This is a genomic window from Albibacillus kandeliae (assembly GCF_003116585.1).
Lineage (GTDB): Bacteria > Pseudomonadota > Alphaproteobacteria > Rhodobacterales > Rhodobacteraceae > Albibacillus > Albibacillus kandeliae.
On record NZ_QEHM01000003.1, the window covers coordinates 779206 to 799445 of the forward strand.

At 63.7% G+C, this 20240-nt stretch carries 19 protein-coding genes; 15 read left to right on the forward strand and 4 right to left on the reverse strand.

What is annotated here, in order from left to right; translation table 11 throughout:
• Positions 1-71: 71 nt before the first annotated feature.
• The 3 genes from DDT93_RS09615 to DDT93_RS09625 all read left to right on the forward strand — a co-directional run bounded on the left by DDT93_RS09615 (position 72) and on the right by DDT93_RS09625 (position 5240).
• Positions 72-2936, forward strand: a complete 2865-nt coding sequence (locus tag DDT93_RS09615) for a PAS domain S-box protein (protein WP_109465573.1) — start codon at positions 72-74, stop codon at positions 2934-2936.
• A gap of 403 nt (positions 2937-3339) precedes the next feature.
• Complete coding sequence (locus DDT93_RS09620) at positions 3340-4833, forward strand: PAS domain-containing sensor histidine kinase (protein WP_198654810.1); 1494 nt, start codon at positions 3340-3342, stop codon at positions 4831-4833.
• A 38-nt stretch (positions 4834-4871) separates the two neighbouring features.
• Positions 4872-5240: a response regulator gene (locus DDT93_RS09625; RefSeq protein WP_109465575.1), complete on the forward strand. Its 369-nt coding sequence runs from the start codon at positions 4872-4874 to the stop codon at positions 5238-5240.
• Between the two features lie 95 nt (positions 5241-5335).
• On the opposite strand, the gene DDT93_RS09630 is transcribed toward DDT93_RS09625, so the two are convergent.
• The 4 genes from DDT93_RS09630 to DDT93_RS09645 all read right to left on the reverse strand — a co-directional run bounded on the left by DDT93_RS09630 (position 5336) and on the right by DDT93_RS09645 (position 7664).
• Positions 5336-5707 (reverse strand): Hpt domain-containing protein, encoded by a 372-nt coding sequence (locus tag DDT93_RS09630; protein ID WP_109465576.1) that lies wholly within the window; start codon positions 5705-5707, stop codon positions 5336-5338.
• On the reverse strand, positions 5707-6684 hold the full coding sequence (locus DDT93_RS09635; RefSeq protein ID WP_109465577.1) for a response regulator: 978 nt from the start codon (positions 6682-6684) through the stop codon (positions 5707-5709). The genes DDT93_RS09630 and DDT93_RS09635 overlap by 1 nt, the downstream gene beginning before the upstream one ends.
• Before the next feature lie 247 nt (positions 6685-6931).
• Complete coding sequence (locus DDT93_RS09640) at positions 6932-7345, reverse strand: VanZ family protein (protein ID WP_109465578.1); 414 nt, start codon at positions 7343-7345, stop codon at positions 6932-6934.
• An 85-nt stretch (positions 7346-7430) separates the two neighbouring features.
• Positions 7431-7664 carry a hypothetical protein gene (locus DDT93_RS09645; RefSeq protein ID WP_109465579.1) on the reverse strand — a complete coding sequence of 78 codons (234 nt, stop codon included), beginning with the start codon at positions 7662-7664 and terminating at the stop codon, positions 7431-7433.
• A gap of 206 nt (positions 7665-7870) precedes the next feature.
• Between DDT93_RS09645 and DDT93_RS09650 the strand changes: the two genes are divergently transcribed.
• The 12 genes from DDT93_RS09650 (at position 7871) to DDT93_RS09705 (ending at position 20227) form a co-directional block, all read left to right on the forward strand.
• Complete coding sequence (locus DDT93_RS09650) at positions 7871-8908, forward strand: cupin domain-containing protein (protein WP_109465580.1); 1038 nt, start codon at positions 7871-7873, stop codon at positions 8906-8908.
• Entirely contained in the window at positions 8905-9603 is a 699-nt protein-coding gene (locus DDT93_RS09655) for a fumarylacetoacetate hydrolase family protein (protein ID WP_109465581.1), read from the forward strand. Before DDT93_RS09650 ends, DDT93_RS09655 begins: the two co-directional genes overlap by 4 nt.
• Before the next feature lie 111 nt (positions 9604-9714).
• The gene (locus tag DDT93_RS09660) at positions 9715-10938 is read left to right on the forward strand and encodes a 3-hydroxybenzoate 6-monooxygenase (protein WP_109465582.1); all 1224 of its coding nucleotides are present in this window, start codon (positions 9715-9717) and stop codon (positions 10936-10938) included.
• A gap of 141 nt (positions 10939-11079) precedes the next feature.
• Positions 11080-12126, forward strand: coding sequence for a TRAP transporter substrate-binding protein (locus DDT93_RS09665; protein ID WP_109465583.1), 1047 nt, complete (start codon positions 11080-11082; stop codon positions 12124-12126).
• A gap of 92 nt (positions 12127-12218) precedes the next feature.
• A complete protein-coding gene (locus DDT93_RS09670) occupies positions 12219-12800 on the forward strand; it encodes a TRAP transporter small permease (RefSeq protein ID WP_109465584.1) in 582 nt (193 codons plus the stop codon).
• Positions 12800-14116 (forward strand): TRAP transporter large permease, encoded by a 1317-nt coding sequence (locus tag DDT93_RS09675; protein WP_109465585.1) that lies wholly within the window; start codon positions 12800-12802, stop codon positions 14114-14116. The genes DDT93_RS09670 and DDT93_RS09675 overlap by 1 nt, the downstream gene beginning before the upstream one ends.
• Before the next feature lie 84 nt (positions 14117-14200).
• On the forward strand, positions 14201-14968 hold the full coding sequence (locus tag DDT93_RS09680) for a crotonase/enoyl-CoA hydratase family protein (RefSeq protein ID WP_109465586.1): 768 nt from the start codon (positions 14201-14203) through the stop codon (positions 14966-14968).
• A 35-nt stretch (positions 14969-15003) separates the two neighbouring features.
• Entirely contained in the window at positions 15004-15465 is a 462-nt protein-coding gene (locus DDT93_RS09685; protein ID WP_232825409.1) for a MarR family winged helix-turn-helix transcriptional regulator, read from the forward strand.
• Positions 15458-17275 carry a feruloyl-CoA synthase gene (locus tag DDT93_RS09690; protein WP_232825410.1) on the forward strand — a complete coding sequence of 606 codons (1818 nt, stop codon included), beginning with the start codon at positions 15458-15460 and terminating at the stop codon, positions 17273-17275. The genes DDT93_RS09685 and DDT93_RS09690 overlap by 8 nt, the downstream gene beginning before the upstream one ends.
• A 147-nt stretch (positions 17276-17422) precedes the next feature.
• The gene (locus DDT93_RS09695) at positions 17423-18964 is read left to right on the forward strand and encodes a benzoate-CoA ligase family protein (protein WP_109465588.1); all 1542 of its coding nucleotides are present in this window, start codon (positions 17423-17425) and stop codon (positions 18962-18964) included.
• Positions 18961-19785, forward strand: a complete 825-nt coding sequence (locus tag DDT93_RS09700) for an alpha/beta fold hydrolase (protein ID WP_109465589.1) — start codon at positions 18961-18963, stop codon at positions 19783-19785. Before DDT93_RS09695 ends, DDT93_RS09700 begins: the two co-directional genes overlap by 4 nt.
• Entirely contained in the window at positions 19772-20227 is a 456-nt protein-coding gene (locus DDT93_RS09705) for a DUF309 domain-containing protein (RefSeq protein ID WP_109465590.1), read from the forward strand. Before DDT93_RS09700 ends, DDT93_RS09705 begins: the two co-directional genes overlap by 14 nt.
• Positions 20228-20240 lie beyond the last annotated feature (13 nt).

Sequence of the window (20240 nt, forward strand, 5' to 3'; positions counted from 1 at the left end):
GCTGTCGGATTGACGAGAATACTCGGGCCATCAGTTCGATCAGAAGAACAAGGGAAGCAGTAAGATTGAGATTGGGGACCAGACTCGCGCAGTTCTGTCTGCTGATCCTGTGCCTGACCGTAACGGTTATGGCGTACCAGGCGGTGCGCAATGTCACGCAGCAACGTGCCGACGAGGCCTTTGCCGCGCTTGTCTCTGATAGCAGGGACGCCCTCGCCGACCGCATGAAGGCCGGGGGTCAGACCTTGCGCGCGCTTGCCGGTCTCTTCTCCGCGTCGGAAGAGGTGACGCGCGCCGATTTTGCGAACTTCGTGCACAGGCTTTCGGCTCACGAACTGGGCAGCAAGGATGCGGGGCTGGCCTACATCCGTCCGGTCAAGCGGTCCGAGCTCGACCAGTTCATCGCGGGGCTGTCTTCCGTCGGGGTCGATGCCCTTGTTCCGCATCCCGAAACTCGGGGCGAGGAAATGTTCCTCGTGCAGTACTTCGAAGCCTCCCGCGCCGTGGAGCAGGTCATCGGGCTCGACCTCACCTTCGAGGAGGAGCGCCACGAGACAGCGATCGCCGCGCGGGATTCCGGCCTGCCGCACATGACCTCCGCGCTTGATCTCGCTTACGGAGAAGATGGCGCGCAGGGATACCTGCTCTACGAACCGATCTACCAGCCCGACATGCCGCTCGACACGCCGGAACAACGGCGCGCGGCCTTCAGCGGCTGGGTCAGCGCGATGTTCCTCGCGCCGACCCTGCTGAGCGACCTGACCCATTCCCAGGATCTCCAGTTCGGGATGAGGGTTTACGAGGGGCAGGAGGCAAATCCCGATAGCCTGATCTATGCCTCCGATGCGCCCGGAGCGCGGCGGGACGAGGCAATGTTCAAGACCTACATGCCTTTCGAGGTGTTCGGCCGGTCATGGACGGTGGAATGGTACAGCACGCCTCGGTTCGAGGCGGGCAAGAAGAGCGTCACCGCCCTCATCGTTCTGGGCGGCGGCCTGATGCTCTCGCTGCTGATCTCGGGGCTGTTCTTCCTTGCGAGCTGGCGCGAGGCCATCATCTCGCGGCAGGTGCGGCAGAAAACGTCTGAGCTGAAAACCTCGGAGGAAGAGAACCGCGCCATCGTCGAGAATGCGATGGTCGGCATCATCACACTGGACGAGTCCGGCTTGATCATGAGCTGCAACCCGACCGGCGCGGCGTTCCTGGGCGAAGACAAGGCGATGCTGGTCGGTCGCGACATAGCGAAGCTGCTGCCCGAGGTTTCCCTTGCCGAGACCGAGGGCAAAACGGTCGTCGATGGCGACCTCGGCGAACAGAACCGGCGGATCTACCAGTACCGGCTCGGCACGTGGAAGACCGCGACGGGCCACAGGCGCCGCTCGCTCTTCCTGCAGGACGTGACCGACGAGGAAAACCTGCACAAGAAGGTCGGCGACACCGAGAGGCGTCTGAACCTCGCGCTGAAAGGGGCCGAAATCGGGGTCTTCGACATCGACGTCCGCACCGGCAAGTCGGTGGTTTCGGACAGCTGGCGCCGCCTGATGGGGGTCTCTCTGGACGATCCCGAGCTCGACACGCAGGCCGTGTTCAACGCACGGGTCCACCCCGAGGATTTCGCGGCGCTCAAGGCTTCCGACCTCGCCTGCATCAAGGGCGAGACCGCGAGGTCGGTCTCCGAGTTCCGCGTCGATTTCGGCGAGGACGGCTGGCGCTGGATGCGGTCCGAGGCGACGGTGGTCGACTGGGATCCTGCCGGACACGCCCTGCGCTTTGTTGGGGCGCAGGTGGACGTGACCGAAGAGCGGCTGGCGCAGATCGCCGTGCGCAACAGCGAGGAACGCTTCCGGCTGATCTTCTCGAACGCGCCGGTCGGCGTCTGCGTGCTGAACAACAATGCCGGCTTCACCGAAGCCAATGCGGCCCTCTGCGACTATCTCGGGTACAGCGAGGAAGAGCTGACCAGCGGCAAGCAGCTCTACAACGTGATGTCCGAAGAGGATCTCGCCGACATTCTGACCGGCATCGACATGCGCAAGCAGTTTGGCTACGGCGCCTTCGAGACCGAGTGCGAGCTGGTGCGCAAGGACGGCTCGAAGTTCTGGGCCATGCTCAACGTGTCGTGGACCGTCGAAGAGCACACCGGTGAGGAAGTCTTCATCGCGCAGGTCAACGACATCACCGACAAGAAGCACATGGAGCGGATCAAGAGCGAGTTCGTGGCAACCGTCAGTCACGAGCTGCGAACGCCCCTCACCTCGCTGCGTGGGGCTCTTGCGCTGCTCGACAATGCGCTGGGCCAGGACGTGAGCCCGGTCGGCCGCCGCATGATGACCATTGCGCAGTCGAACTCGGACCGGCTGATCGCGCTGGTGAACGACATTCTCGACATCGAGCGGATCGAGTCCGGGCGGATGCAGTTCAACTACTCGCACGAGGTGGTCACCGGCGTCCTCTCCGAGATCACGCAGCAGATGATGCCCTATGCCAACGACCTTGGAGTCGAGCTGAAGGTCACCCCCTGCGAGGAGGTGGTCGGGCTGTGGACCGATCGCGCGCGCCTGCTCCAGGTCTTTGCCAACCTGCTGTCGAACGCCTGCAAGTTCTCCAAGCGCGGCGGCACGGTCAGCCTGGAGGTCGTGCCCGAAAAGAACATGGTTCGCTTCCTCGTGCGCGACAACGGGCCGGGGATCCCGGATTCCTTCCGCTCGAACATCTTCAAACCGTTCTCGCAGGCCGACAGCACGGACACGCGAGAGAAGGGCGGCACCGGCCTCGGGCTGAGCATCTGCAAGCAGCTGGTCGAACGCATGGGCGGCGAGATCGGCTACACCAGCGATCCCGGACGCGAGACGGTGTTCTGGTTCACCGTACGCCGGCAGGACGACGAGGACGAAGCCTACGACTTTGCAAGATCGCGGGCGAGCGCGGGCATGTGAGATCACCGGGACACGGGCCCGCCTCACTAAAAAAGAGACGTGGAATAACCCTTTGAAATACTAAGATTTGACTAACGAGACTGTGGGAAATATCCCACTTTTGACACGTTCTGGGCCTCAAAATGCGCGGTTGAACGCGCAGAAATCCCATACGAGATTGACAGTTAAAGCCCTGAATTCCAAACATCCCGGCATCGCCAGGAAGTTAAAAATAATAATTTGGGCCCGATCGACAGAAAGAGGCAGAAGACTCATGAACTCTAAGAAGTTCAATGCAGCAGCAGCACTGGTATGTCTGTCTTTTCTCGTACTTGCCCTGTTTGGGGCTATCGTTATTGCATCCTCCCTCCCGCTGCTCATTCTCAGCACCCTCGCCCTCATCGGGGCGGTTTTCGCGCTTGGCTTGACCTGGCGCTCGGTCTTCCGCCCGGCGCTTTTCGCCGGCAACAACGACACCCGTGCGCGCCTCGTGCAGGAAGTCACCGCGCTGAACCGTCATGCCATGGTGACCCTCACCGACGACAAGGCGCGCATCGTCCATGTGAACGACAAGTTCCGCGACGCGACCGGCTATGCGCTGGACGACCTCAGCGGCATCAGCATGGATCGGCTCTACTTCGAAGATGACCTTAGCAAGATGGAGGACATCCGGGCGGGGCTGGACCGTGGCGAGCCCTGGTCGGGCGAAACCCGTCTTCAGTGCAAGCAGGGCAATGTTCTCTGGACCCAGGCGACCATCGTTCCGCGCATGGATGCCAAGGGCAACCTCGTCGGCTCGATCTCGGTCCGCACCGACATCACCGACAACAAGATGGCGGCCGCGCAGAAGGAACTCTACACCGCGCTCCACAAGCTGTGGGACGAGGTCTACATGTTCGATCCCGCGACCCTGCGCTGTACCTACATGAACGAGGCGGCGTTGGCCCGGAAGGGCTGGAGCGTCGAGGATTACACGCCCGAGAACCTCGCTACCGTGAGTGAGGATTTCGAGACGGAGACCTTCAGGACCCATGTCGATACATTGGTCACCGGCAAGGACCATGTCAGCTACACGGCCGTGATCGACTCGCGGCCCTATGACATTCGCCTGCAGCGGGTCAGCCCCTACGCCGCCCGTGAGCAACTGGTCGTGGTGCTGCGTGACATGTCCGAACGGGTTCAGGCGGAACGCGCCCAGGCCGAGCTGATGTCGACCATCAGCCACGAACTGCGCACGCCGATGACCTCGATCAAGGGCGCCATGGGCCTGCTGCTGTCGAACGCCGCGGGTGAACTGCCCGAAAAGGCGCGCGGCATGCTCAGCATCGCCTATCGGAACGCCGACCGGCTGGTGATGATCATCAACGATATCCTCGATATCGAGAAGATCGCGGCCGGGCAGATGGAGTTCAAGCTGAAGGTCGAGCCTCTGGCCAGCGTCATCGAAGAGGCGGTCGCGGCGAACGAGCAGTTCGCCAACCGCTTTGACGTGAAGGTGGTTAAGGAAGAGATCGACCCCGACGCCTGCGCCGACTACGATTTCGGCCGTACCCTGCAGGTGCTGACCAATCTCCTGTCGAACGCGGCCAAGTTCTCGCCTCCGGGCGGACGCGTGCGCGTCTACATGGAGCGGATCGGGGATCGTATCCGCATCAACGTTCAGGACTACGGCCAGGGCATCGCGAAAGAGGCGCAGGCGCGCATCTTCGAGCGCTTTGCACAGGCATCCACAACTGCCAACCGGGGCGTAGAGAGCACCGGGTTGGGACTCAATATTGCCAAGGTCATCATGGAAGAGCAGAAAGGGTCCATCGGACTGTTCAGCGAGCTTGGCAAGGGCGCAACCTTCTACGCGGAGTTTCCCGCGGCCGTGCCCGCCGAGGTCGAGCAGCTCAAGCCCGTCGATCGCGCAGTCTGATCACGGGACTTGCAATAAAGAAACGAGAGGAAGCCGCGATGATGCGTCTGCTGCACGTCGAAGACGACGAGGATATTCGGGAAGTTGCCAAGATGGCGCTGGAGCTGTCAGGCCAGTTCGAGGTGATGCAGTGCCCCTCGGGCGAGGACGCGCTGGAGAAGGCGCCCCAGTTCAAGCCCGAGATCCTTCTGCTGGATGTCATGATGCCGGGCATGAGCGGGCCGACCACGCTGCAGAAGCTGCGCGAGATCAAGGGCCTCGAGACAACGCCCGCCATCTTCATGACCGCACGGGCCCAGCCTGCCGAGGTCGAGGAACTGAAGGCCATGTCGGCGCTGACCGTGGTGGTCAAACCCTTTGACCCGATCACCCTTGGCGATCAGATCATGGCCGCGTTGAACGGCTGACACGCCACCAGAGACTGGGGCCCTGCCCGGGTCCCAGAAACGACAAAGCAGGCCCCGGGGCCTGCTTTTTTCATTCCATATCGTTGAGGTGCGGATCAGGCGTGTACGGCCTGAGCGAGCTCCGCATCCTCTGGCTGCTCTTCCTCCAGCAGGTCCTCGGCCAGTTCCGCGAAATCGCCGAGATCGTTGAAGATCTTGGGCAGGCCCGGCGCACCGGTGTCGAGATAGCAGATGATGTCATTCTCGCAGGTGCGCGCGGCTTCGCCCAGGTCCTGAAGACCGAGCGTGCCGGCCGAGCCTGCAATCTTGTGCAGGATCGCCTTGGCGTCGTTCAGAGCGGCAGGCTCGGGAACGATTCCGTTGCCGCTAGCCACGAGGCTTTCCAGTTCGCTCAGGCGGTCACCGAGCATCCCGACAAAACGGGCCCGGATACGGGCGATGCCCGGAAGCAAATCGGCGTTGGACATCAACCTGCGCGCTCCGTCAGCCAAAAGTCATTCTGCATCTTCTCGCGGCGCAGAGCCTCGTCCTCCGCGGTCTGGTGGGCCAGGATAACGGCCTCCATCGCGTTGCCATTGCCGCGCCAGATCATCCGCTGCGCCTCGCCCGGAGCGACGCGGAAGTCCAGCTTGCGCCCGTCGCAGAAGTGCAGGTCCATGTCGTGGATGCAGAGGTTGACCATGTCGGTCAGCCGCTCGAGATCGGGGCGGTAGCCGCCTTCGACCACGCAGATGAAGGCGCCGTTGCCGGCATAGGTGATCAGGAACTGGTTGCCCTGCAGGCAGTCCGAGATGGCCTCGGCGGTGTCGGTGATCAGGCACTCAAACCCGAATGCGGTGCTTTGCCGATAGAGCGAGGCGATGCCGCGGATGGCAAAGCCGAAGACTGTGGAACCGAACAGCGACCCGCGCGACAGCTGCGAGACGTAGTTCTCGAAGGCGAAGTAGTCGATCACCCCGTCCACGTCCATGATGGTCACGGGCTCGTTCAGCGCGACCTTGACCTGCTCCTGCGGCTCGGTCCCGCGCGACACGGCGAAGATCTTCTTGGTCAGCGCACCCTCGCCCGCGATACGGGCCTCGGCGGTGGTGATGCGCTCGCGCAGTTCGTTGATGTCGAACGGCTTGGTCACGTAGTCCGTCGCACCGGCGGAGAAGGCGTTGTCGATGTAGGCCTTGTCCGACATCGCGGTGATCATCAGGATCGGCGTGCGCACGTAGCGGCTGGTTTCGCGCAACTTGCGGCACAGCTGGATGCCGTCCATCTCGGGCATCTGGATGTCGAGAAGGAAGCAGTCGTAGAGATCGCTCTGGGGATCGCCGACAATCTCGAGAGCTTCGGCAGCAGACCCGGCAGTATCCACGTCATGGTGGCCGAACGTGACCAGAAGCTCGGCCACAAGTTCGAGAATGATCGGGTCGTCATCGACCGCAAGAATACGCATTCTGTGCCTCTACAGAGCTCATCTCGCGCGGTGTCTCGTATTATTGGGGAGTTCGGTCCCGCGCGAACATTTTCAATTACATGCAATATTCACGAATGAATCGGGCAGGAATGTGGCGTCAAAAGTGAAATCCTCTGGTAAATCCCAAGGATTAAAGGCTGATTTCCGCCGTTGACGTTACGTTGTGCTGCCCTGCGGCATTGGATGGATGCCTTGCGCAGGTTCTTGCGCCTGCAAGGGATCGGGGTCAGGTCATCAGGCCGAGTCGGCCGAGCAGGGCGCGGCACATCAGCCCCACGCCGACCCCCGCAAGGGCCCCGGCGCTGTCGGCGTAGAGATCCGCGAGTTCGCGGTGGCGGCCAAACGCGGGCTGGATGATCTCGATCGCGGCGCCCAGCACGATGGCAAAGGGCAGGACCCAGGTGAGGTGTCGGTGCGCCAGAAAGGCAGTCGGCAGCGTGAGTGCGGCGAAGGCCAGCAGATGCATCGTCTTGTCACCACCCGGCGGTCCGGGAACATAGGCGGATGGCATCAGCGTCGTGAGTACGACGGTCACGGCGACCAGGGTGGTCAGGGCCAGCCCAAGAGCCTGCCGGTTCAGGAAACGGGCGCCGCCATGCGCGCTGATGGCGGGAACCGGAGAAGAATTTACCTCAGTCATGGCGCGACCTTATGGGCACTGAAGGGGCTTGTCACCTGCAGGAAGGGCAACGGCGGCAAACCTGCGCCGATGGTGTCACGATTGGCTATTGTTCAATCAGATTGCTGTTGCGGGCAGCATTTGCTTTTCTGCCGGAACGGTTCTTCGGCGCGGTCCGGCGGGGGCGGGAGAGGGTGACGATGCAGAGCAGCCCGAAGACCGCGACCCCCGAGGCGAGGTAACCCGCCAGCGCGATCCAGACCCCGGCACCGGCAATCAGAAGGGCGATGGCGCAGACCAGTCCGGCCAGCGGCGCGAGAATGATGTAGGCGGCGGCCATGACGACCCTCTGCGACTCGGTTGCCCGTCAACATCCGGGGCGTCGTGTTTAGCAGCAGTCTCCTAACGTTCGGTTTCGCATGGGTCTTTTCGGTAAACGTAGCCGCGTTACACAGCTGGTGTGCGCCGAGTTGACAGGTATGCATATAGTAAGTATACATCATATATGCCGCCGGGAGGGCGCGCGCCGAAAGAGGAGGACACCCGATGTCAGAGCAGCTAGGAACGTTGGAGGAACTGCCGCAGGACTATCGCGACGACATGACCCGCGCGGGCGTCGCGCCACTCTGGCCGATGATGCGCAACGTCCTGCCCCATGGCGCGCCCAACCCCGTGACACGGCCCGGCCACTGGGCCTTCGAGAGCCTCCGCCCGCTGCTGCTGCGTGCAGGCGAACTGACCCCGGTGGAAAAGGCAGAGCGCCGCGTTCTGGTGTTGTCCGATCCCGGGCGCGGCACCGGCGCGATGCAGGCGACCTCCTCGATCTACCTTGGAATGCAACTGCTGCTGCCGGGCGAAACCGCACCGGCGCATCGGCACACCCCGTCGGCGGCGCGGATCATCGTCGAGGGCCGGGGCGGCTTTACCGTCGTCGACGGCGAGAAGCTCCCCATGGAAGACGGCGATCTTGTCCTGACCCCGGGAGGCGACTGGCACGACCACGGTCACGAGGGCGAGGAGCCGGTGATCTGGCTCGATGCGCTGGACCTGCCACTTTTCGTCTACCTCGAAGGCTCCTATGCCGAGGAGGCGCCGCTGCAGGCGCAGCGCAATCGCCCGGACGCAAGCCAGGTCGAGTATCGCGCCGCCGGGCTGGCGCCCTCGCGGCGGCTGAACAACACGGTCCGTCGCTACCCGATGATGCGCTACCCCTGGGCGCGCACCGAGGCCGCGCTGCGAGAACTGGCGAAATATGGTGACGAAGGCGTCGCCGAGGTCGACTACATCAACCCCGAAACCGGGCAGGATGTACTGCCGACGATGGGCTTCACCGCGATGATGCTGGGCGCAGGGCAGATCGATGAACCGCCGCTCCGGTCCTCCTCCGCCGCCTTCCACGTGATCAAGGGGCATGGGTCCTCGATGATCAACGGGCAGAAAGTCGAGTGGGGCCCCAAAGATACCTTTACCGCCCCTGTCTTTGCCGACATCAAGCACGAGGCAGGCAGCGAAGCGTTCCTGGTCCGCATCCACGACCGCCCGCTGCAAGACAAGCTTGGATACTACGAGGAACGCGCGAAATGACCGATCTGCTTTTTACCCTGCCGGAACCGGTGACCATCCCGGTGAAGGGCGAAACCGCCGACTACCCGGTGGGTCGCATCTTCTGCGTCGGCCGCAACTATGCCGCCCATGCCGCCGAGATGGGGTTCGAGGTTGACCGCGAGGCTCCATTCTACTTCACCAAGTCGCCTGCCAACGCGGTTCTGAGTGGCGCCTCCATGCCCTACCCGCCGGGCACCGAGAACTTCCATTTCGAGATGGAGCTGGTGATGGCGATCGGCAAGCCGGTCTTCCGCGCCACCAAGGCCGAGGCCGACGCGGCTATCTATGCGTTCGGCTGCGGGCTCGACATGACCCGCCGCGACCTGCAGATCGCCTCGCGGTCCAAGCAGCGCCCGTGGGACCTTGGCAAGGATGTCGAGAGCAGCGCCGTCTTCTCGCCGCTGACCCCGGCCGCCGAGATGGGTGAAATCGGCGCGCAGCGCATCCACCTCGAGGTCAACGGCGAGGTCAAGCAGGATGCGACGCTGGAAGAACTGATCTGGAAGCTGGACGAGATCGTGATGGACCTGTCCAAGTTCTATCATCTGCGCCCCGGGGACCTGATCATGACCGGCACGCCTGCGGGTGTGGGTCCGGTCGTGGCGGGTGACAAGATCACTGGCGGGATTGACGGGCTGGACCCGATCGCCCTGACGATCACCGACGCCGAGTAGGCGTCACACCGCCCCGGGCAACGCCCGGGGCCTCGCAAGACATCACGTGAACACGGGCCCCGGATCGCAGTCCGGGGCAGGGCGGCGCTTTGCCCGCAGGGAGGAACGCACATGACGACGGATCGCATTCTCATTGCCGGCGGCGGCATCGGCGGGCTGGCGACAGCCATCGGCCTTGCCCAGAAGGGGCTCGACGTGCTGGTGCTGGAAAAGGCCTCGCAACTGGGCGAGATCGGTGCGGGCATTCAGCTGGGGCCGAACGCCTTCCATGCCTTCGACTACCTGGGCGTGGGTGAGACCGCGCGGCAGATGGCCGTCTACATCGACAACCTGCGCCTGATGGATGCCCTGACCGGGGTCGAGATCACCCGCATTCCGCTGGGCGATGCCTTTCGTGCCCGGATGGGGAACCCCTATGCCGTGGTGCATCGGGGCGATCTGCACGGCGTGTTTCTAAAGGCTTGCCAGGCGCACCCCAAGGTCGAACTGCGCACCAGCAGCGGGGTCGAGGGCTATGAGCAGGACGACACCGGGGTGCGCGCGGTGCTGGCCGATGGCTCCCGCGTCGAGGGGCGGATCCTCATCGGCGCAGATGGGCTGTGGTCGAACATCCGCAAGCAGATGTTGCAGGACGGGCCGCCGCGCGTGTCCGGGCATACGACCTATCGTTCGGTGATCCCGACCGAGGAAATGCCGGAGGACCTGCGCTGGAACGCGGCGACCCTCTGGGCCGGGCCGAAATGTCATATCGTCCACTATCCGTTGCAGGGCTGGAAGACATTCAACCTCGTCGTCACCTATCACAACGATGCGCCGGAACCGGTGGCAGGCAAGCCGGTCAGTCGCGACGAAGTGCGTCGCGGGTTCGAGCACGTGGCCCCGGTGGCGCAGCAGATCATCGACAAGGCGGACGACTGGAAGCTCTGGGTGCTGTGCGACCGCGACCCGGTGATGAACTGGACGGATGGCAAGGTTGCCCTGCTGGGCGACGCCGCGCATCCCATGCTCCAGTACTTCGCCCAGGGCGCCTGCATGGCGATGGAGGATGCGGTGAGCCTGTCACACCTGATGGGGGTGCGGGGGTTCGACGGGATCGAGCAGACTTTGGTCGACTATCAGAACAGCCGCCGCCTGCGTGCCGCGCGGGTTCAGTTGCAGTCGCGCGAGATCGGCCAGCACGTCTATCACCCGGCGGGCGCACATGCGGAACTGCGCAATGCTGTGATGAGCGCACGGTCGCCCGAGGAGTGGTATGACCAGATCGACTGGCTCTACGGGAGCACGGGGCTGGAGGGCGCTGTGTCCGCCGAGACCCGAAAGGCGAAGAAGATATAGTTATAGCACATAACTACCTTGCAGAATCGTCATGTTATGTGCCATGACTTTTCGCCAGACACACTTGTGCAACATTTGCATTATATGACCAAAGTGGCAATATAGTGCTTACGACATACGTGGTCGATAGGGAGGAATCACATGACCAAACGTAGAACGCTCTTGGGCGTTGCCGGTAGTGCTGCGATCGCCGCACTGGCGACGTCTTTCATTGGCACCGCCGCAATGGCGCAGGAAGTGACGCTGAAGCTTCACCAGTTCCTGCCGGCGCAGGCCAACGTCCCGAAACTGGTGCTCGATGTATGGGCCGATAACGTCGAGAAAGACTCCGGCGGCCGCATCAAGGTCGAGCGCTACCCGTCCATGCAGCTCGGTGGCAAGCCGCCAGAACTGATCGACCAGGCCATCGATGGCGTCGCCGACATCGTCTGGACCGTGGTCGGCTACACGCCGGGCCGCTTCCCGTCGACCGAAGTCTTCGAACTGCCGTTCATGATGACCAACGCGCGCGCCACCAGCCGCGCCTACTGGCAGATCTTCGACGAGCACCTGAAGGACACCGAGTTCAAGGATGTCCACATCCTCGGCACCTGGGTGCACGGCCCCGGCATGATCCACACCAAGGATCCGGTGACCAAGCCCGAAGACCTGCAGGGCATGAAGATCCGCGGCGGCTCCCGCTCGGTAAACATGCTGCTGACCGAACTGGGCGCAACCCCGGTTGGCATGCCGGTTCCGGCTGTGACCGAAGGCCTGTCCAAGGGCGTGATCGACGGCACCACCATTCCGTGGGAAGTGACCACCTCGCTCAAGGTTTCGGAACTGGTGCACAACCACACCGAGTTCGAGGGCAAGGCGCTCTACGTGCTGACCTTCGTGCTGGCCATGAACAAGGACAAGTACGAGAGCCTGCCGGATGACCTGAAGAAGGTGATCGACGACAACTCCGGCGAGGAGTTCTCGGTCTTTGCTGGCGGCACGCAGGCGGATGCGGACGGCCCGGCGCGTCAGATCGCGGTCGACCTCGGCAACAACATCATCACCATTCCGGAAGCTGATGTCGCGGCCTGGGAAGAGGCGTCCAAGCCGGTCTATGACGCATGGCTTGCCGACATGGCAGCCAAGGGCAAGGACGGGCAGGCGCTGCTCGACGAAGCCCGCATGCTGATCGACAAGTACACCGAGTAACGCATCAAGCGTATCTGAGGGGCCGCGTCACGTGGCTGGCGCGGCCCTTTGACTGACACCCAGGTGACACGTCACCTAGGCAGGGGGTGGGTATGAAATCCTTCATGATGGGCTTGTCCCGTTTCATGGCGGTCCTGGGCGGAATCGTCCTGAGCTTTCTGATCGTCCTGACATGCGTTTCGATCGCCGGGCGGCTGCTCAACGGCTTCTTCCACGGCGCCTTCATGCAATCGCTGGCGCCCGGCTTCGCGCATTGGGCCATCGAGATCGGCGTCGGCCCGATCACCGGCGATTTCGAATTGGTCGAGGCCGGGGTGGCCTTCGCCATCTTCGCCTTCATTCCGCTGTGCCAGATCACTGGCGGTCATGCCTCGGTGGACATCTTCACCGACATGATGCCGCCCGTCGTGACACGCGTGCTGCGGGTGATCATCGACATCGTCTTCGCGGCCGTGCTGATCCTGATCGCATGGCGTCTCTATGAGGGGATGCTGAGCAAGCAGAGCTATGGCGAGACCAGCTTTCTGCTGCAGTTCCCGGTGTGGTGGGCCTATGCGGCGAGCCTGTTCGGTGCCGTGGTGTCGTCCATCGTGGCCGTCTACGTCGCTGCCATGCGGATAATCGAATTCTTCACCGGGACCGTGATCCTCCCGGACGGCGCGGAGGCCGGCTGATGACTGCACTCGAAATCGGTATCTATTCCTTTCCGGTTCTGATGCTGCTGATCTTCCTGCGGGTTCCCATCGGGCTCGCCATGTTCCTCGTCGGCCTTGGCGGTCTCGTCATGGTCACCGGGGGCACTAACGTCGCCTTTGCGCGCCTCAAGAACGAGACCTACACGACCTTCTCCAGCTACTCGCTGACCATCGTCCCGATGTTCCTCCTGATGGGGCACTTCGCGACGCTGGGGGGCATGAGCACGGCTCTGTTCAAGGCCGCGGAAGGGTTCCTCGGGCACCGCAAGGGCGGGGTGGCGATGGCCGCCATCGGCGCCTGTGCCGGTTTCGGCGCGATCTGCGGATCGTCGCTGGCCACTGCGGCGACCATGGGCCGCGTCGCCCTGCCGGAACTCAAGCGCTACGGCTACGACGGCGGGTTCTCGACGGCGACCCTTGCCGCGGGCGGTACGCTCGGCATCCTGATCCCGCCCTCGGTGGTTCTGGTGATCTACGCCATCCTGACCGAGCAGAACATCGCCAAGCTGTTCCTTGCGGCCTTCATTCCCGGACTTCTCGCCGCGCTCTGCTATGTCATCGTGATCTCGATCTACGTGCGGCTCTACCCTGAATCGGCAGGCACCCGCGACCCGATCCCGATGGCCGAGCGGTTCAGCCTGCTGGTCGATGTCTGGCCGGTACTTCTGGTCTTCGGCCTTGTGGTCGGCGGTATCTACCTTGGCTGGTTCACCCCGACCGAGGGCGCGGCCGTCGGGGCTGCGGGCACCGGGCTGATCGCGCTGCTGAACGGTGGCCTGACCTGGCGGACCCTGATCGAGAGCTTTACGGTGACCGCGCGGTCGACCGCGATGATCTTCTTCATCGTGCTGGGCGCCGGCTTCTACAACGGCTTCCTCGCCCTGACGCAGGTCCCGCAGGAACTGTCGACCTACGTGGTCAGCCAGGGTTTCAGCCCGCTGACGGTATTGTCGATGATCCTCGTCTTCTACCTGATCTTCGGCTGCCTCATGGACAGCCTGTCGATGATCCTGCTGACCATCCCGATCTTCTTCCCGGTGGTCTCGGTTCTCGATTTCGGCATGTCGGCCGAGCACATGGCGATCTGGTTCGGCATTCTCGTGCTGATCGTCGTCGAGGTCGGCCTGATCACGCCTCCGGTCGGGATGAACCTGTTCATCATCAACTCGATGGACCCGAAAACCCCGATCGTGCGCACCTACAAGGCAGTCATGTTCTTCGTGGGGGCGGACATCGTTCGCGTAATCCTTCTGGTGGCGTTCCCCGCCATCACGCTCTTCCTGCTGCCGGGCTGACAAGGCCCGGCAGGCCCCCACAAGGGGCGAAGTTCGTTTGAACTGTTACCATCTATAACCATTATTTTCGCCGAGGAGGCAGAGATGACGGGTAAATATACCAAGATCGAGGTCGACGGCCGCATTGCCACCGTCACCATGAACCGCCCGGAAAAGCGCAACGCCATGTCCGATGGCCTGCTGGCCGAGCTGGATGCGTTCTTTTCCAGTCCCCCCGAGGGCGTGCGCTGCGTCGTGCTGACCGGGACCGGCGGCCACTATTGTTCTGGCCTCGACCTCAGCGAGCACGTGGCGCGCGATGCCGAGCAGACCATGCGCCATTCGCGCAACTGGCATCAGGTCATGGACCGGATCCAGTACGGCGGTCTGCCCATCGTCTCGGCCATGACCGGCGCGGTGATCGGCGGCGGTCTGGAGCTTGCGACGTCGACCCACGTCCGTATTGCCGAACCGTCCTGCATCTTCCAACTGCCCGAGGGCCGTCGCGGCATCTTCGTGGGCGGCGGTGCGACAGTGCGCGTAGGCCGTATCCTCGGAGCGGACCGGATGATCGAGATGATGCTGACCGGTCGCAAATACGGCGCCGAAGAGGGCCGCCAACTGGGTCTTGCGCATTACTCGGTGGGTGAGGGAGAAGCGCTGCCGCTGGCCTACGACCTCGCGCGCAAGATCGCCGACAACGCGTCGCTCTCGAACTACGTGATGATTCAGGGCATCGCCCGGATCGAGGACATGGCAAAGGCGGACGGCTTCTTTGCCGAAAGCCTCTGCGCTGCACTTGCCCAGACCAGCCCGGACGCGGTTGAAGGGCTGGCGGCCTTCCTCGAAAAACGGGCGCCTCAGTTCAGGTAGCCATCATGTCAGGGAGGACGACACGAGGGAGGGGAGTGCCGCTCGCGTCGGAGAGGGACGCATCGCTGCGCGAATTCGCCGGGTACACGATGAAACGGGCGTTTCACGTGATTCAGAGCGATGTGAACCGGGTGCTGGAACCGCTTGGCCTGCGCATGGTCAGCTTTTCGGCCCTGGTGGTGATTGCCGACAACCCCGGTCTGCGCCAGTCCGAGCTGGCGGAGACCCTGATGATCGAGCGGCCCAACCTCGTTCTGGTGCTGGATACGCTGGAGCGGATGGGGCTGATCACCCGCAATGTCGCGCCGGAAGACCGGCGTGCGCTGGCCATCGAACCGACCGCCGAAGGGCGACGGTTGTGCGAGGCCGCGAAGGAGGAGGTGCGCCGCCACGACCGGCGCATGACCCAAGGACTTGATGAATGCGAGAGGGCCGACCTGATCGCGGCGTTGCGCCGGATCGAGTCTGCTACGGCCAGGGAGGAAAACGATGGCTGACGTAGAGAGAAACCGACCGAACTACCGAGCCCACAGCGTGATCCGCGAGGACCGCCCCGATGGCGCGATCCTTCTGCGCTCGGGCTACGAGATGTCCGAGGTCGCCGATACCTCGGGCGACTGGCTGAACCGCTGGTCCGGCGAACGTCCCGAGACCGTGTTCCTGGCCGAGCGCAGTGGCGCGGGCTGGCGCGAGGTGACCTATTCCGCGGCGCTGCAACAGGTCCGCGCGATTGCCAGCGCCCTGCTGGACCGTGGCCTGACCAGGGATACGCCGATCCTGATCATCTCGGGCAACGGGGTGGATCACGGGCTGCTGTCACTGGCGGCGCACTACGTCGGCATCCCGACGGTGCCGGTGGCGGAACAGTATTCGCTGATCCCCGGGGCCGAGAGCCATCTGAAGTACGTGATCGGCCTGACCCGTCCCGGGATGGTCTATGCCGTCGACGGAGAGAAGTTCGGGCGCGCTCTTGCCCTCGAAGAACTCGCGGGGCTCGACAAGGTGGTCAGCACCAACGTCCAGCCCGGCGAGACCCCCTTTGCCGACCTGCTGCGTGGCGGCAGTGCCGATGTCGATGCGGCGGCGGCGCAGGTCGGACCGGACAGCATGGTCAAGATCCTCATGACGTCCGGATCGACCTCGAACCCCAAGGGGGTGATCACCACACACCGCATGATGTGCGCCAACCAGGCGCAATTGCTGGACGCCCTGCCGTTCCTGCAAGATCGCGCGCCGCGCATCGTGGACTGGCTGCCGTGGAACCACGTCTTCGGCGGCTCGCACAACTTCAACATGATGCTCGCCAGCGGCGGCAGCCTTTACATCGACGGCGGCAAACCGGCGAAGGGCCTGATCCAGCAGAGCATCGAGAACCTGTCGATGGTCAGCGGGACACTCGCCTTCAACGTGCCGGTCGGCTTCGCCATGCTGCGCGACGCCATGAAGAAGGACGCGGGGCTGCGTCGGAGCTACTTCGAGGACCTCGACATGCTGTTCTATGCGGGGGCGTCGCTGCCGCAGGACGTCTGGCGCGATCTGGAGGAGATGGCGACGGAGGTGCGAGGTCACGTGCCGCTGATGAACTCGTCCTGGGGCTTGACCGAAACGGCGCCGGCCACCCTGATCCAGCATGAGCCGACCGATCGCTCGGGCATCGTGGGCGTGCCGATGACGGGCGTCACGGTCAAACTGGTGCCGACCGACGACGAGCGTTTCGAGGTGCGGGTCAAGGGGCCGAACATCATGTCGGCCTACTTCGAGGCCCCCGACAAGACTGCCGACGCCTTTGACGAAGACGGGTACTTCTGCACCGGTGACGCGATGGCCTTTGTCGATCCGGCGGACATGGACAAGGGCCTGCGGTTCGACGGGCGCATCGCCGAGGACTTCAAGCTGCTGACCGGAATCTGGGTGCGCGCAGCCGGATTGCGGCTCGAGGCGCTCGGGCGGCTGACACCCTGGGCCGCGGACGTGGTGGTGGTGGGTGAAGGCCACAACGAGGTGGGTCTGCTGATCGTGCCCAGTGCCGATGCGCTGGCGGCGGGCGGCTACACCGAGGGCAATGGCCGCTACACCGGCGGGGAAATGGCGAAGGAGATCGGCGAACGCCTGCGCGATATGGCCAAGACGGCCGCCGGGTCGTCGAACCGGATCACCCGGGCGCTGATCATGTCCGAGCCACCCTCGATGGCCGAAGGCGAGATCACCGCCAAGGGGAACCTGAATTTCCGCAAGATCCAGCAGCGGCGCAAAGACCTTGTCGAGGCGCTCTATGATGACAAGGATGAGGCGGTGATCCGGATCTGAGCTGAAATCGACCGAAGTCAGTATGCAGTATATTGCCAAATGTAGGCATTATGTTGCATAAGGTCGGCAGAATGCACTCTACCGCGGCGCTTGAGTCGGAGGAGCCAAAGGCTCGGCGTCCGCGGTCCGAACCGGGGAGGGTTTCGTATGGCACATTCTGGCAATGCCGCTGCCTATTTCATCGACAGACATCTGGAGGAAGGGCGTGGGTCCAAGACCGCCTTCCGTGAGGCGGACGGCGAGCAGCGCAGCCTGACCTACGCCGAACTGGCCGACCAGACCGCGCGCTTTGGCGGGGCCCTGCTCGCGCATGGCGTCCGGCGAGAAGAGCGCGTGGCGATGATCGTGCGGGACCAGCTGGAGTTCCCGGTGGTTTTCTGGGGCGCGATCAAGGCCGGCGCCATCCCGGTGCCGCTGAACACCCTGCTGTCCGCCTCGATCTACGAGGACATCCTGAAAGACAGCCGTGCCTCGATCCTGGTGGTGTCCGAACAGCTTTGGGACGTCGTCAAACCGGCCGTCGAGGGGAACACCTTCCTGCGCGCGGTCGTTGTTATTGGCACCACGCCGGATGGCACGGAAAGCTATACGGATTTCGTCAAGGGGGCCGAGCAGGTCGAAGCCTGCGAGGCGAACGAGGACGAAATGGCCTTCTGGCTCTACTCTTCGGGTTCCACCGGCACGCCCAAGGGGGTGCGCCACGTCCACTCCTCGCTCAAGGCCACGGCGGATACTTTCGGCGCGCAGGTCCTTGGTATCAAGGAAGACGACACCGTCTTTTCCGTCGCCAAGATGTTCTTTGCCTACGGGCTTGGCAACGCCATGTCCTTCCCGCTGGCCGTGGGTGCCAGCACGGTGATCTTCGGCGGGCGGCCGACCCCGGACGCGGTCTTCGAGATCATGGCGCGTGAGCGCCCGACGATTTTCTGCGGGGTGCCGACCCTCTACGCCGCGCTGGTGGCGGCGCAGGAAAAGGCGGGCGGTGCGCCCGACCATTGCATCCGGCTCTGTACCTCGGCGGGCGAGGCCCTGCCGCGCGAAGTGGGCGAGCGCTGGGAGCGGCTTTGGAAAGCGCAGATCGTCGATGGCGTCGGCTCGACCGAAATGCTGCACATCTTCCTGTCGAACGCGCCGGGCGACATCGTCTATGGCACCTCGGGCAAGGCCGTGCCCGGTTACGAGGTGCGTCTGGTCGACGAGCATGACGAGGACGTGGGCGTTGGCGACGTCGGTGAGCTGCTGGTGCGCGGCCCCTCGGCGGCGGATGGCTACTGGAACCGGCGGCACAAGTCCCGCTCCACCTTCGAAGGGCACTGGACCCGGACCGGTGACAAGTACGAACTGACCGCGGAGGGGCGCTACGTCTACTGCGGCCGAACCGACGACATGTTCAAGGTGTCGGGGATCTGGGTGTCGCCCTTCGAGGTCGAGCAGGCGCTGGTCGAACACCCTGCCGTTCTCGAAGCCGCGGTGGTGCCCTGGGCCGACGACAAGGGTCTGGAGAAACCCAAGGCCTACGTGGTGTTGAAAGAGGGCAACGCCTGCGAAGCGGCTGGCGATCTCAAGGAATTCGTCAAGGAGAAGATCGGCATGTGGAAATACCCGCGCTGGGTCGATTTCGTGGATGAACTGCCCAAGACGGCTACCGGGAAGATCCAGCGCTTCAAGCTGCGCGAGGGCGCGCAATGACGCTGGACTGGTCTGAAACCCCGGAAACGCCGTTGATCATCGACGGCAAGCGGCTCGAATACTACGCGCTGGGCCCTGCGCCTGCTGAGGCGCCGACCATCGTCATGCTGCACGAGGGGCTGGGTTGTGCCGCGCTCTGGCGCGACTTCCCCAAGAAGGTGGCCGAGGCGACCGGCATGGGGGTCTTCGTCTACTCCCGCCTCGGCTATGGCCAGTCGGATGCCGCAGAGCTGCCCAAGCCGCTGGACTTCATGACCTACGAGGCAGTGAACGTGCTGCCGCAGGTGCTGGACGCCATCGGCTTCCAGCGCGGCATCCTCTTCGGTCACAGTGACGGGGCAACCATCGCCGCGATCCACGCGGGCAGTGTCGAGGATTTCCGGGTGCGCGGCCTGATCGTGATGGCACCGCATTTCTTCACCGAGCCGGGCGGCCTCGCGTCGATTGCCGAGGCCAAGGTCGCATTCGATTCCGGTGACCTGAAGCAGAAGATGGCGCGCTATCACCGCGATCCCGAAGTGGCGTTCCGGGGATGGAACGATGTCTGGCTGCACCCTGATTTCGTGAAATGGAACGTGGCCGAAGTAATCGACTACTTCCGCATTCCGACGCTGGCGATCCAGGGCCGCGATGACCAGTACGGCACGCTGGCGCAGGTCGAGGTGATCGAGGAGCGGGCCTATTCGCCCGTGGACCTCGTGGTGATCGACGACTGCAAGCACGCGCCTCACCTCGAGCAACCCGAGGCGGTCTTGCGCGAGGTTGCCGAATTCGCAGCGCGGTTGGAGCGCATCGAGGCGGCGGTTGTTGAAACGGCCTGACGACATACCTCTCCCGCCCTACGCCTACGTGCCGGGGCGGGACGCGCGCCATGCAGAGAGCGCCTTCGACGCCTTCCACAACTCGGTTCAGCCCGGCATGTCCGTGGCGCAGTTGAGCGAGACGCTCGCATGGCGGGCAGGCTGGTACTACATCGAGCGCGGTTACCACTGGGAGGCGCACGAGGTGCTCGAGCCGGTGTGGATGAACCTGCCGCCGCACTCGGCCGAACAGCAGTTCGTGCAAGGCGTGATCCAGGCCGCGAACGCGGCGCTCAAGCTGCGGATGGACCGGCCAAAGGCCACGCGGCGCCTGTGCGACATCGCCGAGGACCACCTCGCCGCCTGCGACGGAATGACGGAAGTGATGAGCCTGCCGCTGGCCGCTGTCCGTGACTTGGTGGCGGCGTTGCGGGAAAGAGCGATTCTGGCCACCGCGCAGTGAAGGTGAGATGTGC

Excerpts from the sequence above, each read along its gene's own strand:
- DDT93_RS09625 (WP_109465575.1), top strand. The coding sequence starts at position 4,872 with ATGATGCGTCTGCTGCACGTCGAAGACGACGAGGATATTCGGGAAGTT.
- DDT93_RS09630 (WP_109465576.1), bottom strand. The coding sequence starts at position 5,707 with ATGTCCAACGCCGATTTGCTTCCGGGCATCGCCCGTATCCGGGCCCGT.
- DDT93_RS09635 (WP_109465577.1), bottom strand. The coding sequence starts at position 6,684 with ATGCGTATTCTTGCGGTCGATGACGACCCGATCATTCTCGAACTTGTG.
- DDT93_RS09640 (WP_109465578.1), bottom strand. The coding sequence starts at position 7,345 with ATGACTGAGGTAAATTCTTCTCCGGTTCCCGCCATCAGCGCGCATGGC.
- DDT93_RS09645 (WP_109465579.1), bottom strand. The coding sequence starts at position 7,664 with ATGGCCGCCGCCTACATCATTCTCGCGCCGCTGGCCGGACTGGTCTGC.
- DDT93_RS09650 (WP_109465580.1), top strand. The coding sequence starts at position 7,871 with ATGTCAGAGCAGCTAGGAACGTTGGAGGAACTGCCGCAGGACTATCGC.
- DDT93_RS09655 (WP_109465581.1), top strand. The coding sequence starts at position 8,905 with ATGACCGATCTGCTTTTTACCCTGCCGGAACCGGTGACCATCCCGGTG.
- DDT93_RS09660 (WP_109465582.1), top strand. The coding sequence starts at position 9,715 with ATGACGACGGATCGCATTCTCATTGCCGGCGGCGGCATCGGCGGGCTG.
- DDT93_RS09665 (WP_109465583.1), top strand. The coding sequence starts at position 11,080 with ATGACCAAACGTAGAACGCTCTTGGGCGTTGCCGGTAGTGCTGCGATC.
- DDT93_RS09670 (WP_109465584.1), top strand. The coding sequence starts at position 12,219 with ATGAAATCCTTCATGATGGGCTTGTCCCGTTTCATGGCGGTCCTGGGC.
- DDT93_RS09675 (WP_109465585.1), top strand. The coding sequence starts at position 12,800 with ATGACTGCACTCGAAATCGGTATCTATTCCTTTCCGGTTCTGATGCTG.
- DDT93_RS09680 (WP_109465586.1), top strand. The coding sequence starts at position 14,201 with ATGACGGGTAAATATACCAAGATCGAGGTCGACGGCCGCATTGCCACC.
- DDT93_RS09690 (WP_232825410.1), top strand. The coding sequence starts at position 15,458 with ATGGCTGACGTAGAGAGAAACCGACCGAACTACCGAGCCCACAGCGTG.
- DDT93_RS09695 (WP_109465588.1), top strand. The coding sequence starts at position 17,423 with ATGGCACATTCTGGCAATGCCGCTGCCTATTTCATCGACAGACATCTG.
- DDT93_RS09700 (WP_109465589.1), top strand. The coding sequence starts at position 18,961 with ATGACGCTGGACTGGTCTGAAACCCCGGAAACGCCGTTGATCATCGAC.